The organism is Nocardioides ferulae, assembly GCF_003660455.1.
In the GTDB taxonomy this organism is placed as follows: domain Bacteria; phylum Actinomycetota; class Actinomycetes; order Propionibacteriales; family Nocardioidaceae; genus Nocardioides; species Nocardioides ferulae.
Window position 1 is genome coordinate 180,057 of record NZ_QZVR01000002.1, and the last position, 15,566, is coordinate 195,622.

Below are 15,566 nucleotides of genomic sequence, written 5' to 3' on the forward strand. Positions count from 1 at the left end.
CGGTCCCGGGCCGCGATCAGACCCTGAGCCCCAGGTCGGCGATCGCCTCGATCGTCCGCGCACCCAGGCCCAGCCGGGCGGCCTCGCCCAGGCCGGCCAGGTCGTCGACGTCGCGGCGCAGGGTCGCCAGGTCACCGGGCAGCTCGAGTGCTCCCGCGGCCACGTGCGCCGCGCGGGAGTCCGGGCCGAACAGCGGGGCGAACTGCGGCAGCGGCGCAGTGTAGAGCGTGGTGCCCCGCCCGTCGGCATCGACGACGATGCTCGGCCCCCCCGGGACCACGGCGTCGAGCGCGGTGTCCAGCTCTTCGGCGCGCAGCGCCGGAAGGTCCGCGCAGACCACCACCGGCTCCAGCTCCGGCCACCGCCGGGCCGCCTCGGCGGCACCCTGCCCCAGGCTCGCGTTGAGGTCGCCGGCCGCGCCGTCGGGAATCGCCGCCGCCCCCAGCGCCACCAAGCGCGTCGAGAAGAACGCGTCGTCGGTGACGACCAGCACCGCGCCGACCCGCTGTGCGGCGGCGCAGGCGGCGACGGTGTCCTCGGCGAAGGCCGACGCGAGTCGCCGACGGGCTGCGTCGGTCAGGCCGGCCAGCCGGGTCAACCGGGACTTGCCGTGCGCCGGGGGCTTCACCGGGACGAGCACGGCGTACCGCGCCGGCGGCGAGGTGGGTTCGGTCATCACCGCCGATCCTGTCAGGCCCGGGCCCGAGCCCTGGCGCCGGCCCGCGTGCTGACGCGGCGTGCCACGGTCCCGGGGGCGAGAACGAGTAGCCTGCGACAGTCACCGGGACGTAACGAGCGTCACCACGATCGCCGAGGGAGCACGTGAAGGTCCGCAAGCTGCAGCAGAGGAGGGGCTGGGCCTGGAGCATCGCCGTGGCGATCGTGAAGCCGATCCTGCTGGCCACCACCCGGCACACCTGGATCGACGGGGAGAGGATCCCCGCCTCCGGCGGCTGCCTCCTGGTCATGAACCACATCTCCCACGTCGACCCGTTCACGGCCGCCCACATCGTCTACGACCACGGCCGGATCCCTCGCTACCTCGCCAAGTCCGGGCTGTTCCGCAACCGCTTCCTCCGGTTCTTCCTCACCGCCGCCGGGCAGATCCCGGTCGAGCGGCTCAGCCGCAACGCCGTGGGCGCCTACGACGCGGCGGTCCGCGCGGTGCACGAGGGCGAGTGCGTGGTGGTCTACCCGGAGGGCACGATCACCCGCGACCCCGACCTGTGGCCGATGCGCGGCAAGTCGGGTGCCGCCCGGATCGCCCTGGAGACCCGGTGCCCGGTCCTCCCCGTCGGTCAGTGGGGTGCCCAGCACCTGCTGGCGCCCTACGCGAAGCGTCCGCACCTGTTCCCACGCACCCAGATCACGATGCGGGTCGGCGAGCCGGTCGACCTGTCCGACCTCTACGACCTGCCTCGCACCGCGCAGGTGATCACCGAGGCCACCGACCGGATCATGGCCGCGATCACCAGCCAGGTCGAGCTGGTGCGTGGAGGAACCGCCCCGGCGGAGCGCTTCGACGTCCGCAGGGCGGGCGTGCGCGAGATCGGCAACCCGAACAGATCGCCCGAGCATCGCCGGTTCGCGCGACGCCGGCACCCGGACCAACAGCGACGCCAGGAGGAGCAGCGGTGAACGGTGGCAAGGTGGCGGTGCTCGGCGCCGGCTCGTGGGGGACCGCCTTCTCGATCGTGCTGGCCGATGCCGGCAACGAGGTGACGATGTGGGGGCGCCGCGAGGAGGTGTGCGAGGCGATCAACACCCGCCGGGAGAACGTCGACTACCTGCCCGGCGTCGAGCTGCCCCCGGTCATCGAGGCCACCCACGACCCGGAGAAGGCGGCCGCGGGCGCCGACGTCGTCGTCTTGGCGGTGCCGTCCCAGTCGCTGCGTGACAACCTCACCGACTGGGCGCCGTTGCTGTCGCCGGACGCGGTCCTGGTCTCGTTGATGAAGGGCGTCGAGCTCGGCACCTTGAAGCGGATGAGCGAGGTGATCGCCGAGGTGACCGGCGCCGGACCCGAGCGGATCGCCGTAGTCAGCGGCCCCAACCTCGCCAGGGAGATCGCCCAGCGCGAACCCGCGGCCTCGGTCGTGGCCTGCGCCGACGAGGACGTCGCCCACATGCTCCAGCAGCGCTCCCACACGGCCGCCTTCCGGCCCTACCGCAGCGTCGACGTGCTCGGCTGCGAGCTCGGCGGCGCCTACAAGAACGTGGTCGCGCTCTCGGTCGGCATGGCCGTCGGCCTCGGGTTCGGCGACAACACCACCGCCTCGGTGATCACCCGAGGTCTCGCCGAGACCGCGCGGCTGGCGATGCGGCTGGACGCCAACCCGCTCACGCTGATGGGCCTGGCCGGCCTGGGCGACCTGGTGGCCACCTGCTCCTCGCCGCTCTCGCGCAACCGCACCTTCGGAGAGAAGCTCGGCCAGGGCATGACGACCGAGGAGATCGTGGCCTCGACCCGTCAGGTCGCGGAGGGCGCCAAGTCCTGCTCCTCGCTGCTGGCGCTGGCCCGCAAGCACGACGTGGACGCCCCGATCGCCGAGCACGTCGACGCCGTCGTGGCCGGGCGGATGACCGCCCAGGAGATGATGGACTCCTTCATCCGGCGCGACACGAAGGCCGAGACCGACTGAGCGAGGAACGAGCTCAGTCGGTCTCATCGGTGGTCGAGCAGCGACCGCGACCGAGGAACGAGGTCGCGACGGAGCGTGTCGAGACCCGGTGAGCGACGCAGGGCGGTCACCCCGGTCGGTGGCGCCGCGGGCGCCGCCAGGAGCGTGTCGAGACCGGGTGAGCGACGCAGGGCGGTCACCCCGGTCGGTGGTGCCGCGGGTGCCGCCAGGAGCGTGTCGAGACCGGGCGAGTGGGCGCAGGGCGGCGGGCCGAGGAACGAGCTCAGAGCGCGTCGAGCGCCTGCCGCAGATCGTCCCAGAGGTCCTCGACGTCCTCGATGCCGACGGAGAGACGCACCAGCGCGTCCGGGATCGTGGCCGGCTCGGACTTCCACCGGCGGCGGCGCTCGAAGCTCGACTCGACGCCGCCGAGGCTCGTCGCGTGCACCCAGATCCGGGTGGTGCGGGTCAGCAGGTCCGCGGCCGGAGCGCCACCGGCGAGCACGATCGAGATGATGCCGCCGAAGCCGGGATAGCGGACCTGGTCGACGGCCGGGTGGGCCGCGAGGCGGGAGGCCAGGTCAGTGGCGTTGGCCTGGGCGCGCTCGACCCGCAGGTGCAGCGTGCGCAGCCCGCGCAGCGCGAGGTACGCCTCGAGGGTGCCGGGAACCGCGCCGAGCAGGTCGCGGCGGCCCTTGAGCACGCCGTACAGCTGCTCGTCGCGGGTCACCACGGCCCCCATCAGCACGTCGCTGTGGCCGGCGAGGTACTTGGTCACCGAGTGCACGACCAGGTCGGCACCGAGCTCGAGCGGGCGCTGGAGGAGGGGAGTGGCGAAGGTGTTGTCGACCACGACGTAGGCGCCGGCCTCGTGTGCGGCGGCAGCGATCGTGGCGATGTCGGCGACCTCGAGTGCCGGGTTGGTGGGCGACTCCAGCCACACCAGCGCCGCGTCCTCGCACGCCTTGACGACCGCGTCGGTGTCGGTGACGTCGACCAGCTCGCTGCGCAGCCGGCCGCGGGCCTCCAGGTCCCCGAGCTGCATCACGGTGCCGTTGTAGGCGTGCCGGGGGGCGACGACGGTGGCGTCCTGGCCGACCAGGTCGAGCACCGTGGCCACCGCAGCCAGGCCGGAGGCGAACGCGAGCGCCCGGCCGCCCTCGAGGGCTCCGAGCGTCTCCTCGAACGCCGCCCAGGTGGGGTTGCCGTAGCGGCCGTACTCGAGGTCCCCGCCGGCGACGTACGTCGAGGCCATGGCGATCGGCGGGTTCAGCGGCTGGTCGGCGACGTGCGGCGGGCGTCCCGCCGTCACCGCGACCGTGGCGGGCCGGAGCCCGGGGTCGGGGACCGGCGTGGGGGAGTCCTGGCTCATGCTCGCCAGCCTAGGCCGCTAGGGTTTCGTGTCGATGAACCGTCCAGTCGACGGCGAGAGCCGCAAGCCCCGCGTCGCCGTCGTCTTCGGCGGCCGCTCCAGCGAGCACGCCATCTCGTGCGTGACGGCCGGCAGCGTGCTGCAGGCCATCGACCCGGACCGCTACGACGTGGTGCCGGTCGGGATCGCCGCCGACGGCCGATGGGTGCTCGAGTCCGGGGACCCCGACCGGCTCCGCATCCAGGGGCCCGACGCGCTGCCGCACGTCGACGCCGAGAGGGCGCCGGTGGCACTGTTCCGCGAGTCCGGCTCGACCGACCTGGTCGTCACCGAGCCGGCGCAGCCCCCGCGCACGCTCGGCGAGGTCGACGTCGTCTTCCCGCTCCTGCACGGCCCGTGGGGCGAGGACGGCACCATCCAGGGGATGCTCGAGATGGCCGGCGTGCGCTACGTCGGCGCCGGCGTCCTGGCCTCCGCGGTGAGCATGGACAAGGCCTACATGAAGGTGGTCCTGGCGGCCGCGGGGCTGCCGGTGCTGCCCTCGGTGACCGTGACCGCCGCGCAGTGGTCGGCCGACCCGATCGGCTGTCGAGACCGTGCCGGTGCGCTCGGCTACCCACTGTTCGCCAAGCCCGCCCGGGGCGGCTCGAGCATCGGCATCTCCAAGGTGCACGACGCCTCCGAGCTCGACTCGGCGATGGCGGCCGCGCTCGAGCACGACCCGAAGGTGCTGCTGGAGCAGGCCGCGGTCGGCGCGCGCGAGATCGAGTGCGGGGTGCTGCAGCGCCTCGACGGCGCTCCGGAGACCAGCGTGCCGGCGGAGATCCGGATCACCGGCGACCACGAGTTCTACGACTTCGCCGCCAAGTACCTCCCCGAGGAGCACACCGAGCTCGACGTCCCGGCCGAGGTGCCCGCGGCGGTCACCGCCGACCTGCAGGCACTCGCGGTCCGCGCCTTCGAGGCGGTCGGCTGCGAGGGGCTGGCCCGGGTGGACTTCTTCGTCTTCCCCGACGGCACTGCGGTCGTCAACGAGATCAACACGATGCCGGGCTTCACCCCGCTGTCGATGTTCCCGCGCATGTGGGCCGCCTCCGGCCTCGACTACCCGGCTCTCGTCGACCGGCTGATCCAGCTCGCCCTGCACCGCGACACCGGGCTGAGGTGACCGGCCAGCGCAGCGCGAGGGACGAGCGCTGCGCGTGGGCCGGGCAGGTCGAGCGAGCGACGCGACCGAGGCACGAGGTCGCGTGAGCGTGTCGAGACCCGATCGGCAGAAGGTCTCGACTGGCTCGACCACCGGGGCCTGGCAGGCGCGACCACCGAGATCCGACCGGCTCGGCGCCTACACGCAGTCGCCGGTCTTCTCCAGGTGGTCGCCGACCGGCCCGGCGAGCTGGGCGAGCACCGCGGCCACCCCCTCGGGCCGGTAGTCGCCGGGCACCAGCACCTGCATCCGGGGGGTGTGGTCGACCGCGGTCAGCACGATGTCGGCGTCCTGGTCGTCGAACTGGCTCTCGGGGAAGTACCAACCGACGCCGTTCGCCTCCTCGCACGCGGACCCGACGTCGAACCCCTCGGGCTCGCCGACACCGCACACGACGACGATCGCCGGGTCGCCGTAGGCGCGGGCGAGAGCGCCGTCGGGGCGCACCTCGCGCTCCTCGTGGTCGGCGAGCCGGTCGGGCAACGCGTCGAGGACCGACTCGCAGGCTGCCGCGTCGGCGGCCGAGACGTCGGGGGAGTCGACCTGCACGTCACCGCCGCTGCAGGCGACGAGCAGGAGCGAGACCAACGCCGACCCCGAGCGCCCGGACCACGTGGCGACGCCCCGCGTCCGGGAGGACACGGGGCGCCGAGAACGCCGGGGGGAGGCCACTCAGATGTGCACGACCGGGCAGGTCAGCGTGCGGGTGATGCCGTCGAGGGTCTGCACCTTCGCCACCACGAGCTTGCCGAGCTCGTCGACGTTGCGGGCCTCGGCACGCACGATGACGTCGTAGGGGCCGGTGACGTCCTCTGCGAGGGTGACTCCCTTGATCTGCGCGATCGCCGTGGCCACCTCGGCGGCCTTGCCGACGTCGGTCTGGATCAGGATGTAGGCCTGGACGACCATCGGGTCTCCTCGCGAGAGTGGGGTGGATTCGGTCGCCTCAACCTACCGTGCCCGCTCGGGGTGTCCATAGCCGGCCGGTGGGGCCCGATCTGCTGGACTGGTGGCATGCCTGCCTCCCCCCTCGGCTCATCCGACTCCGGCCCCACCGCCACCGACGCCCCGACCCTCGCCGACGCCGGCGAGTTCGGCCTGATCGGCCGGCTGACCGGGCTGTTCGCCGACGAGCTGCCCGCCGACGAGCGGGTGCTGGTGGGGCCGGGCGACGACGCCGCGGTGCTGCGGGTGAGGACCGGCCACGTGGTCGTGTCGACCGACCTGATGGTCGAGGGGCGGCACTTCCGGCGGGAGTGGTCCTCGGCCGCCGACGTCGGCCATCGGGCGGCCGCCCAGAACCTCTCCGACATCAACGCGATGGGTGGTCGCGCGACGTGGCTGACCGTCGGCCTGGCCGCGCCGGCGGACCTGCCCGTGTCGTGGGTGATGGACTTCGCGCGCGGGTTCGCCCAGGAGTGCGCGAAGGTGGGTGCCGGCGTGGTCGGCGGCGACGTCACCCGGGCCGACGAGATCGTGGTCGCGGTGACGGTGCTGGGTGCCTGCACCAGCCCGCCGGTCCTGCGTTCCGGCGCCGAGCCGGGCGACGTGGTGGCGCTGGCCGGCCGGCAGGGGTGGGCCGCCGGGGGCCTCACCGTGCTCGGCCGGGGGTTCCGCTCGCCGCGGGTGCTGGTGGAGGCCTACCGGCGCCCGGAGCCGCCGTACGCCGCCGGGCCGGTCGCCGCGGAGTCGGGGGCCACCGCGATGATCGACGTGTCCGACGGGCTGCTGGCCGATGCCGCCCACCTCGCGGAGGAGTCCGGGGTCTCGCTGGACCTGCACGCCGCCGCGCTCGAGGTCCCCGAGCCGCTGCACGCGGTCGGCGCCGCGCTGGGAGCGGACCCCCTGCAGTTCGTGCTCGGCGGCGGGGACGACCACGCCCTGCTCGCCACCTTCCCCGACGCGGCGTCGCTGCCGGAGGGCTGGCGGGTCGTCGGCGAGGTCGCCGAGGCCGGACCCGACGGGCCGCGGGTCACCGTCGACGGCGCTGCCTACGCGGGCGAGACCGGCTGGACGCACTTCTAGTGACCACGGCCCCGGACAAGCCGAACGGCCGCCGTCCCGGGGGACGGCGGCCGCGGATGCCTGGGCCCGGCGGGGCCCGACGCGCTTAGCTGGAGGTCAGCGGGTGACCTTGCCGGCCTTGATGCAGCCGGTGCAGACGTTGAGCCGCTTCGGGGTGCCGTTGACGGTCGCCCGCACGCGCTGGATGTTGGGGTCGAAGCGACGCTTCGTGATCTTGCGCGACCAGGGCCGGTTGTTGCCGAAGCCCGGCTTCTTGGCGCAGATGTCGCAGACGGCAGCCACCGTTAACTCCTGAAAAGATCGAGGTTTCGTTCGAGCCCGGACGGGCGGGCAACCGCACCAGCGTATCCGATGGCTCGCTCAGCGAGCGAATCGAGAGGACGCACTAACCTGTGGACTCGACTCCGAGACGCTCGCGCCGATCGCGCGCGTCACCCCGACTCTACCTGGGCAGGCGATGGAAGTAGTTCCCGGCAGCACCTTCGCGCTCCCGGTCGTGCTGCGCTTCGTCGACGTCGCGGTGGACGCGCTCGCGGAGGCGCGCGAGGAGATCGACGCGCTCAACGTGTATCCGGTGCCCGACGGCGACACCGGCACCAACATGTTCCTGACCATGTCCGCCGCCCGGGACGCGGTGCGGGAGGTCACCGGTCCGGCTGGTGACGGGGCCACGCTCCCGGTGGCGTTGGCCGCCTTCAGCCGCGGTGCGCTGATGGGCGCGCGGGGCAACTCGGGGGTGATCCTCAGCGAGATGCTCGGGGCGATCGCCCGCCGGCTCGCCTCCGCCGGACCCGAGGAGGAGCAGGCATCGGTGATGGCCGACGCGCTGCACCGGGCGACCGAGGCCAGCTATGCCGCGGTCGGCACCCCGGTCGAGGGCACCATGCTCACCGTGCTGCGCGCCGCCTCCGACGCGGCGCTGCTCACCGTCGGCTCCGGGCGCACGCCGTCGCGTGAGGTGTTCTCCGCCGCCGCGGCCGCCGCCCGCGAGGCGTTGCGGCACACGCCCGAACAGCTGCGCACCCTCGCCGAGGCCGGGGTCGTCGACGCCGGCGGACGCGGGATCACCGTCATCCTCGACGCCGCCGAGACCGTGCTCACCGGTCGCCGCCCGAGCCCGGTGAAGGGCCCGATCGGCACCCACCACATCCCGATCCCGGCGCGCACCGACCATCTCGAGGACGACCTCACACCGGACGGCCCGGCGTACGAGGTGATGTACCTCCTCGACGCCGACGACGCACGCATCCCGCGGCTGCGCGCGGCTCTCCGGCCGCTCGGCGACTCGCTGGTCGTGGTGGGCGGCGAGGGCCTGTGGAACGTCCACGTGCACGTCGACGACGTCGGTGCGGCGATCGAGGCAGGCATCGAGGCAGGGCGGCCGCACCGCGTGCGGGTCACCCACTTCGCCGACCAGATCGCCCGGCAGCACGCCCGTCAGCACCCCGGCCGGGTGCCGGAGCGACGCCACGGACACCGCAGCGGCCGCAGGGTCGTGGCGGTCTCCGCGGGCCCCGGCCTCGCCGGGCTCTTCGAGGGGGCCGGCGCCGTCGTCGTCGAGGGCGGCCCCGGCCGACGGCCCTCCACCGGGCAGCTCCTGGAGGCGATCATGGGCTGCGGCGCCTGCGAGGTCGTCGTGCTGCCCAACGACCCCGACTCGGTGCGGGTGGCCCGGATCGCCGCGAGCACCGCCGAGAACGACCCGGCGGTCGAGGGCGACATCAGGGTGGCGGTGATCCCCACCCAGGCGCAGGTCCAGGGGCTGGCCGCGCTGGCGGTCCACGAGCCCGGCCGCAGCTTCGACCAGGACGTGTTGGAGATGACCGCCACCTCCCGCCACGCCCGGCACGGCGCGGTCACGATCGCGGCCCGGCAGGCGATGACGATGGCCGGCCCGTGCGAGCCCGGCGACGTGCTCGGGGTGGTCGCCGGCGACTTCGTGATCGTCGGCGACGACCTCGACGAGGTCGCGGCCGCCGTGGTCGAGCGGCTGCTCGCCCCCGGCGGCGAGCTCGTGACCGTGGTGGCCGGCTCCGGCGCCGAGGGTGCCCACGCGCCGGGCCGCACGCTCGACGCAGCGTCGCTCGCCGAACGATGCGGCGCGCAGACCGAGCGCCGGCATCCGGGTGTCGACGTCGTGGTGTACGACGGGGGGCAGGAGCGCTACCCGTTGCTGCTGTCCGTCGAGTGAGCGGAGGACCACGTGATCAGCCTCGACTCACCCGTGCCGGCCGTGCTCGGCAGCATCGGCGCGACCAAGGTCAAGCGGTTCACCGAGGGGCTCGGCCTGCGCACGGTCGGCGACCTGCTGCGCCACGCCCCGCGCCGCTACATCCCCACCGGCGAGCTCAGCGAGGTCGCGGACCTCGAGGAGGGCCAGATGCTCACCGTGATCGGTGAGATCGTGCAGAGCACCCCGCAGCAGTACACCGACCGCCGCACCGGCCGCACCGCCTACCGGCTCGACACGGTGCTCGGCACCGACGGCGCCCGGCTGCGCATGTCGTTCTTCGCGAAGAAGCCCGGCATCGCGCAGTGGCAGGCCCGGCGGCTGCACGCCGGCAGGCGCGGGCTCTTCGTCGGTCAGGTGGGCCGGTTCCGCGACCAGTGGCAGCTGACCAACCCGACCATGGTGCTGTTCGGTGTCGACCACGAGCTCGAGGAGGCCGGACCGCCGGCGGACGAGCGGGGGAGCAGCGGGTTGATGAGCTCCACCGAGGGGGTGCCCCCTCTCTATCCGATCTATCGGCTCACCAAGGGCCTCGACCACTGGGACCTCCAGCGGGCGGTGGCCTTCGCGCTCACCGTGCTCGACGAGGTGCCCGAGCTGCTGCCCGAGTCGGTGCGCCTGGCCCACGACCTTCCCGACGCGCGCACCGCCCTGGACTGGCTGCACGCTCCCGCCGACTTCGGTCAGGTGCACGCCGCACGGCGCCGGCTGCGGTTCGAGGAGGCGCTGGTCACCCAGCTGGTGCTGGTCCGCCGCCGGCGCGAGCTGCGTGGCCTGGTCGGCCGCACCCGTGAAGGCCGGGCCGGGGGGCTGCTGGACGCCTTCGACGCCACGCTCCCGTTCACGCTCACCGACGGACAGCTGCGGGTGGGTGCCCAGATCGACCACGACCTGGCTCAGCCGCACCCGATGAACCGGTTGCTGCAGGGCGAGGTCGGATCCGGCAAGACGCTGGTGGCGCTCCGCGCGATGCTGCGGGTGGTCGACTCGGGCGGCCAGGCGGCGCTGCTCGCCCCGACCGAGGTGCTGGCCCAGCAGCACCACCGCTCGATCACGGCACTGCTGGGCGACCTGGCCCGCGGCGGCGAGCTCGGCGCCCCCGCCGAGGCGACCCGGGTCGAGCTGCTGACCGGGTCGATGACCAAGGGGCAGCGCACCGAGCCGCTGCTGCGGCTCGCGTCGGGTGAGGCCGGGCTGGTCGTCGGCACCCATGCCCTGCTGGAGGACCAGGTCATGTTCGCCGACCTCGGACTCGTGGTCGTCGACGAGCAGCACCGCTTCGGCGTCGAGCAGCGCGCGGCTCTCACCGACAAGGCCGGGCAGCCCCCGCACCTGCTGGTGATGACCGCCACCCCGATCCCGCGCACGGTCGCGATGACCGTCTTCGGCGACCTCGAGACCTCGGTGCTCAGCGAGCTGCCCGCGGGCCGGGCGCCGATCCAGACCACGGTCGTCGACCTGGTCGGGCACCCGTCGTGGATCGAGCGGGTCTGGGCGCGGGTCCGCGAGGAGGTCGAGAAGGGCCACCAGGCCTACGTCGTCTGCCCGCGCATCGAGCGAGGCGAGTCCGAGCAGGGGGAGCGCGACCAGCTCGACTTCGACGACGACGGCAACCTGGTGGTCGACCGCACCGGCGACGGCCTGGCCACGGTCGTCGACGTGCTCGCCGACCTCACCGAGGGCCCGCTGGCAGGCCTGCGGGTCCGGATGCTGCACGGCCGGATGCCCGCAGACGACAAGGACGCCACGATGCGTGCCTTCGCGGCCGGCGAGATCGACGTGCTGGTGTCGACCACGGTGATCGAGGTCGGTGTCGACGTGCCCAATGCGACGGTCATGGTGCTGCTGGACGCCGACCGGTTCGGCGTCTCCCAGCTGCACCAGCTGCGCGGCCGGATCGGCCGCGGCGGTCACCCGGGACTGTGCCTGCTGGTGACCCGGGTGCCGCAGATCGGCCCGGCCCACGAGCGGTTGAGCGCCGTCGCGGCGACCACCGACGGCTTCGAGCTGAGCCGGGTCGACCTGGAGCAGCGGCGCGAGGGCGACGTGCTCGGGGCCTCGCAGTCCGGCGCCTTCTCGAGCCTGCAGAACCTCCGGGTGCTGCGCGACGAGGACACGATCGTCGCCGCGCGGGGCGCCGCCGAGCGGCTCCTCGACGACGACCCCGAGCTGACCAGCGGGCCGCTGCTGGCCGCCGCGGTCGCGGCGCTCGAGCACTCCCGCCACTCCGAGTACCTGGAGAAGTCGTGACCCGCATCATCGCCGGCTCCGCCAAGGGCAGACGGCTCGCCACCCCCCGCGGCGCGAGCACCCGGCCGACCAGCGACCGGGTGCGCGAGGCGCTGTTCTCCGCGGTCGTCGCGTGGTGCGGCTCACTGCACGAGCTGCGGTTCCTCGATCTCTACGCCGGGTCGGGGGCGGTGGGCCTCGAGGCCTGGTCCCGGGGGGCCGGGGCCGTCACCCTGGTCGAGCAAGACCGGCGCACCGCGGCGCTGATCGGGCAGAACGCTCAGACTCTGGGGGCGCGGGTCGAGGTGGTGGCCGCGGCGACGGCGACGGTGCTGGCGCGCACCCCGCCCACGCCGTACGACGTGGCCTTCCTCGACCCGCCCTACCCGCTGGCCGACGAGCTGGTGGCCGCCGACCTCGGGTCGCTGGTCGAACGTGGCTGGTTGGCCCCCGGCGCGCTGGTGGTGGTCGAACGCTCGGCTCGCAGCGCCGAGCCGGTGTGGCCCGCCGGCTTCACCGACTGCCGGCAGCGTCGCTACGGCGAGACCGCCCTCTGGTACGGTCACGCCGCCGACGCCAGTCCGGGCCGCATCGAACCCCAGCGCGAGGAGTAGCCGTGCGCCGAGCCGTCTGCCCAGGGTCCTTCGACCCCGTCACGAACGGGCACCTCGACATCGTGCGCCGTGCCTCGACGCTCTTCGACGAGGTCGTGGTCGCGGTGGGGGTGAACAAGTCCAAGAACCGGCTGTTCACCGCCGAGGAGCGCATCGCCATGCTCGAGCAGGCCTGCGCCGACTTCCCCAACGTGCGCGTCGACGGATTCACCGGGCTGCTCACGACCTTCTGTGCCGAGCGCGGCATCATCGCGATCGTCAAGGGTCTGCGGGCGGTCAGCGACTTCGACTACGAGCTGCAGATGGCACAGATGAACGCCTCGCTCACCGACGTCGAGACGGTGTTCGTGCCGACCAGCCCGGAGTACTCCTTCCTGGCCTCCAGCCTGGTCAAGGAGGTCGCCGCCTTCGGCGGCGACGTCTCGAGCCTGGTGCCCGACTTCGTGAACGCCCGGTTGACAGAGCGGTTGGCCGAGCGGGCTAGCATGAACGACGGCTGAGCCGGTCGCCGCATCCGTCGCGCGCCCGACCTCCAGGGGCACGTTTTGCTCGGCCACGGACCGGACGAGTAGGATCTCGCCCTGTCTGTTGTGCCCGGACCGGAGTGATCCCCTGACCAGCCTGGACCCGAGAGCGCCGCTCGTGCTCGACACCCGCGAGCTCGGCCGCCGCCCGGGGTCCATGCGTCAGGTGACACGCACGGTTCCGGCGCCGGCAGATCTGGGCATCGAAGTCCTTCGCGTCCCCGAGGGTTCGCCGGTCGAGTTCGACCTGCGGCTCGAGGCGGTCATGGAGGGGGTGTTGGTCACGGGCACGGCGCACGCCGGGCTCGAGGGCGAGTGCGGCCGGTGCCTGGAGCCGATCACCGACCCGCAGAGCAACCAGGTCGAGGTGAGGTTCCAGGAGCTGTTCGTCTATCCCGAGCACGCCATCTCCGAGGAGGACGACGAGGTCAGCACGCTCGAGAACGACCTGATCGATCTCGAGCCCCTGCTGCGGGACGCGGTGGTGCTCGCACTGCCGTTCCAGCCCCTGTGCAGCGACGACTGTCCCGGCCTGTGCCCCGAGTGCGGGGTGCGCCTGGCCGAGCAGCCCGAGCACACGCACGGGGAGCCGGTGGACCCGCGCTGGGCAGGGCTGGCCGCCCTGCAGCAGGACCCCGACGCAGCACCCTGATCCACCCCCGCACGACGCTTGACCGAAGCACGACAACATGGCCGGAGACTCCGGTCCAGGTAGAGGAGAGAACGATGGCTGTCCCGAAGCGGAAGATGTCGCGCAGCAACACGCGCCACCGTCGCTCGCAGTGGAAGGCCGTCGCGCCGTCCCTGGTGACGTGTGCGAACCCCGCCTGTGCTGCCAAGCACCTCCCGCACCGCGCGTGCGGCGAGTGCGGCCAGTACGGCGCCCGGGCCGAGCGGCGTCAGGTCCTCTGAGCCCCGACGCTGTTCGGGACGCTCCGCTGACCGGCTACGACGAGCTGCGCACCGCGCTCGGGGATCCGCACCTGGACCCCGAGCTGCTGGAGCGCGCGCTCACACACCGCTCCTACGCCTACGAGAACGGTGGCCTGCCGACCAACGAGCGCCTGGAGTTCCTGGGCGACTCGGTGCTCGGCGTGGTGGTCACCGAGACCCTCTACCGCAAGCACCCCGACCTCTCCGAGGGCCGGCTGGCCAAGCTGCGGGCCGCCGTGGTCAACGCTCGGGCGTTGGCCGAGGTGGGCCGCGGCATCGGCGTCGGCCAGCACGTCAAGCTCGGCCGCGGCGAGGAGGCCACCGGCGGCCGGCAGAAGGCCTCCATCCTCTCCGACACCGTCGAAGCGGTGATCGGAGCGGTCCACCTCAGCGGCGGCTTCGAGGTCTCCGCCGAGGTCGTGCACCGGCTGTTCGATCCGCTCATCGAGGCGGCGTCGGCCCTCGGTGCCGGGCTGGACTGGAAGACCTCGCTGCAGGAGCTGGCGGCCGAGCACGGCCTGGGCGTCCCGGAGTACCTCATCGAGGACGACGGCCCCGATCACATGAAGACCTTCACCGCCCAGGTGCGGGTGGGCGACCGTCTCTACGGCAACGGCGTGGGCCGCTCCAAGAAGGAGGCCGAGCAGGCCGCCGCCGAGACGGCGTACGGCGAGATCGGCACCGCGCTGGGGGTCAGCGATCCCCTCCAGGGCGCGGTCGAGGACGCCGTCGAGGGCGCCGTCGACCGGACCTCCGGCGAGAGCGACGGACCCGCCCCGGCCTCCGGCGTCGGCTGAGGGCCGTGCCCGAGCTGCCCGAGGTCGAGGTGGTCCGCGCCGGCCTCGCGCGCCACGTGTTGGGCCGCACGGTCCACGCCGTCGAGGTGCTGCACCCCCGGCCGGTCCGCCGCGACCCGCGAGGCCCCTCCGGCTTCGCGCAGGCCCTCGCGGGCCGGCGCATCGAGGACGCCCGGCGCCGGGGCAAGTACCTCTGGCTCCCGCTCGACAGCGGCGACGCGCTGCTGGCCCACCTCGGCATGAGCGGTCAGTTCCTGGTGCAGGAGCCGGGGGCGGCCGACGAGCGGCACCTGCGGGTGCGGATCTCGCTGGCCGCGAACGCACCCGGGGCCGGCGCGGCGGCGACCACCGATCTGGAGTTGCGCTTCGTCGACCAACGGATGTTCGGCGGGCTCTCGGTCTCCACGGGCGGCGCCGACCTGCCGGCCGAGATCGCCCACATCGCGCGGGACCCGCTCGACCCCCGGTTCGACGACGACGAGTTCGTCCGCCGGGTGCGCCGCCGCGCGAGCGGCGTGAAGCGACTGCTGCTCGACCAGGGCCTGGTCTCAGGCGTCGGCAACATCTATGCCGACGAGGCGCTGTGGCGCGCCCGGGTGCACGGCGACCGGCCGGGGGAGCGGCTCACCGCGGCGCAGGTCCGCGAGGTCCTGGCGCAGGCGCGAGCCGTGATGGGCGAGGCACTGGAGCAGGGCGGGACCTCGTTCGACTCTCTCTACGTCAACGTCAACGGCGAGTCCGGCTACTTCGACCGCTCGCTGCACGCCTACGGCCGGGAGGACCAGCCGTGCGACCGTTGCGGCACCGCCATCCGGCGGGTGGCGTTCATGAACCGCTCGTCGTACTTCTGCCCGTCCTGCCAGCCGGTGCCGCGCCGTCGCCGCACGCTGCCGGCACCGTCCACCGCGGTGCCGGACTGACCGGTCCCGTCGCGCCGGCGATCTCCGGTGTTCGGATTGACCCCAGCCGCTCGTGGTGGGACTCTTGAAGACGGCCCGCGAATCACCGCCGCGG

General features: G+C 73.5%; 17 protein-coding genes. 12 read left to right on the forward strand and 5 right to left on the reverse strand.

The window, feature by feature from the left end:
• Positions 1 to 16: 16 nt before the first annotated feature.
• The gene (gene cofC / locus D6B71_RS03900; RefSeq protein ID WP_121252220.1) at positions 17 to 676 is read right to left on the reverse strand and encodes a 2-phospho-L-lactate guanylyltransferase; all 660 of its coding nucleotides are present in this window, start codon (positions 674 to 676) and stop codon (positions 17 to 19) included.
• 146 nt (positions 677 to 822) lie between these two features.
• Between cofC and D6B71_RS03905 the strand changes: the two genes are divergently transcribed.
• Together D6B71_RS03905 and D6B71_RS03910 are read left to right on the forward strand one after the other, a co-directional pair.
• Complete coding sequence (locus D6B71_RS03905; protein ID WP_121252222.1) at positions 823 to 1,638, forward strand: lysophospholipid acyltransferase family protein; 816 nt, start codon at positions 823 to 825, stop codon at positions 1,636 to 1,638.
• Positions 1,635 to 2,642, forward strand: a complete 1,008-nt coding sequence (locus tag D6B71_RS03910) for an NAD(P)H-dependent glycerol-3-phosphate dehydrogenase (protein ID WP_121252224.1) — start codon at positions 1,635 to 1,637, stop codon at positions 2,640 to 2,642. Before D6B71_RS03905 ends, D6B71_RS03910 begins: the two co-directional genes overlap by 4 nt.
• A gap of 262 nt (positions 2,643 to 2,904) precedes the next feature.
• On the opposite strand, the gene D6B71_RS03915 is transcribed toward D6B71_RS03910, so the two are convergent.
• Positions 2,905 to 3,993, reverse strand: a complete 1,089-nt coding sequence (locus tag D6B71_RS03915) for a trans-sulfuration enzyme family protein (protein ID WP_121252226.1) — start codon at positions 3,991 to 3,993, stop codon at positions 2,905 to 2,907.
• Between the two features lie 34 nt (positions 3,994 to 4,027).
• Here D6B71_RS03915 and D6B71_RS03920 point away from each other — a divergent pair, with 34 nt between their 5' ends.
• Positions 4,028 to 5,161, forward strand: a complete 1,134-nt coding sequence (locus D6B71_RS03920; RefSeq protein ID WP_121252228.1) for a D-alanine--D-alanine ligase family protein — start codon at positions 4,028 to 4,030, stop codon at positions 5,159 to 5,161.
• Positions 5,162 to 5,338: 177 nt separating this feature from the next.
• Here D6B71_RS03920 and D6B71_RS03925 read toward each other — a convergent pair whose 3' ends face one another.
• Together D6B71_RS03925 and D6B71_RS03930 are read right to left on the reverse strand one after the other, a co-directional pair.
• Positions 5,339 to 5,842, reverse strand: coding sequence for a DUF3515 domain-containing protein (locus tag D6B71_RS03925; protein WP_164519533.1), 504 nt, complete (start codon positions 5,840 to 5,842; stop codon positions 5,339 to 5,341).
• Positions 5,843 to 5,872: 30 nt separating this feature from the next.
• Complete coding sequence (locus D6B71_RS03930; RefSeq protein WP_121252232.1) at positions 5,873 to 6,109, reverse strand: Lrp/AsnC family transcriptional regulator; 237 nt, start codon at positions 6,107 to 6,109, stop codon at positions 5,873 to 5,875.
• A 105-nt stretch (positions 6,110 to 6,214) separates the two neighbouring features.
• On the opposite strand from D6B71_RS03930, the gene D6B71_RS03935 reads away from it, so the two are divergent.
• Complete coding sequence (locus tag D6B71_RS03935) at positions 6,215 to 7,225, forward strand: thiamine-phosphate kinase (RefSeq protein WP_121252234.1); 1,011 nt, start codon at positions 6,215 to 6,217, stop codon at positions 7,223 to 7,225.
• Between the two features lie 96 nt (positions 7,226 to 7,321).
• Here the strand turns inward: D6B71_RS03935 and rpmB are convergent, their stop codons facing one another.
• Complete coding sequence (rpmB, locus tag D6B71_RS03940; protein ID WP_121252236.1) at positions 7,322 to 7,507, reverse strand: 50S ribosomal protein L28; 186 nt, start codon at positions 7,505 to 7,507, stop codon at positions 7,322 to 7,324.
• A gap of 175 nt (positions 7,508 to 7,682) precedes the next feature.
• Here rpmB and D6B71_RS03945 point away from each other — a divergent pair, with 175 nt between their 5' ends.
• The 8 genes from D6B71_RS03945 (at position 7,683) to mutM (ending at position 15,472) form a co-directional block, all read left to right on the forward strand.
• The gene (locus D6B71_RS03945; RefSeq protein WP_121252238.1) at positions 7,683 to 9,416 is read left to right on the forward strand and encodes a DAK2 domain-containing protein; all 1,734 of its coding nucleotides are present in this window, start codon (positions 7,683 to 7,685) and stop codon (positions 9,414 to 9,416) included.
• Between the two features lie 12 nt (positions 9,417 to 9,428).
• Positions 9,429 to 11,705, forward strand: coding sequence for an ATP-dependent DNA helicase RecG (locus D6B71_RS03950; RefSeq protein ID WP_121252247.1), 2,277 nt, complete (start codon positions 9,429 to 9,431; stop codon positions 11,703 to 11,705).
• Positions 11,702 to 12,298: a 16S rRNA (guanine(966)-N(2))-methyltransferase RsmD gene (gene rsmD / locus D6B71_RS03955; protein ID WP_121252249.1), complete on the forward strand. Its 597-nt coding sequence runs from the start codon at positions 11,702 to 11,704 to the stop codon at positions 12,296 to 12,298. Before D6B71_RS03950 ends, rsmD begins: the two co-directional genes overlap by 4 nt.
• Before the next feature lie 2 nt (positions 12,299 to 12,300).
• On the forward strand, positions 12,301 to 12,798 hold the full coding sequence (gene coaD / locus D6B71_RS03960) for a pantetheine-phosphate adenylyltransferase (RefSeq protein ID WP_121252251.1): 498 nt from the start codon (positions 12,301 to 12,303) through the stop codon (positions 12,796 to 12,798).
• Between the two features lie 181 nt (positions 12,799 to 12,979).
• The gene (locus D6B71_RS03965; protein WP_121252925.1) at positions 12,980 to 13,474 is read left to right on the forward strand and encodes a YceD family protein; all 495 of its coding nucleotides are present in this window, start codon (positions 12,980 to 12,982) and stop codon (positions 13,472 to 13,474) included.
• A 74-nt stretch (positions 13,475 to 13,548) separates the two neighbouring features.
• Positions 13,549 to 13,734: a 50S ribosomal protein L32 gene (gene rpmF / locus D6B71_RS03970; protein WP_121252253.1), complete on the forward strand. Its 186-nt coding sequence runs from the start codon at positions 13,549 to 13,551 to the stop codon at positions 13,732 to 13,734.
• Positions 13,689 to 14,552 (forward strand): ribonuclease III, encoded by an 864-nt coding sequence (gene rnc, locus D6B71_RS03975; RefSeq protein WP_476739129.1) that lies wholly within the window; start codon positions 13,689 to 13,691, stop codon positions 14,550 to 14,552. Before rpmF ends, rnc begins: the two co-directional genes overlap by 46 nt.
• A gap of 5 nt (positions 14,553 to 14,557) precedes the next feature.
• Entirely contained in the window at positions 14,558 to 15,472 is a 915-nt protein-coding gene (gene mutM, locus D6B71_RS03980; protein ID WP_121252255.1) for a bifunctional DNA-formamidopyrimidine glycosylase/DNA-(apurinic or apyrimidinic site) lyase, read from the forward strand.
• Positions 15,473 to 15,566 lie beyond the last annotated feature (94 nt).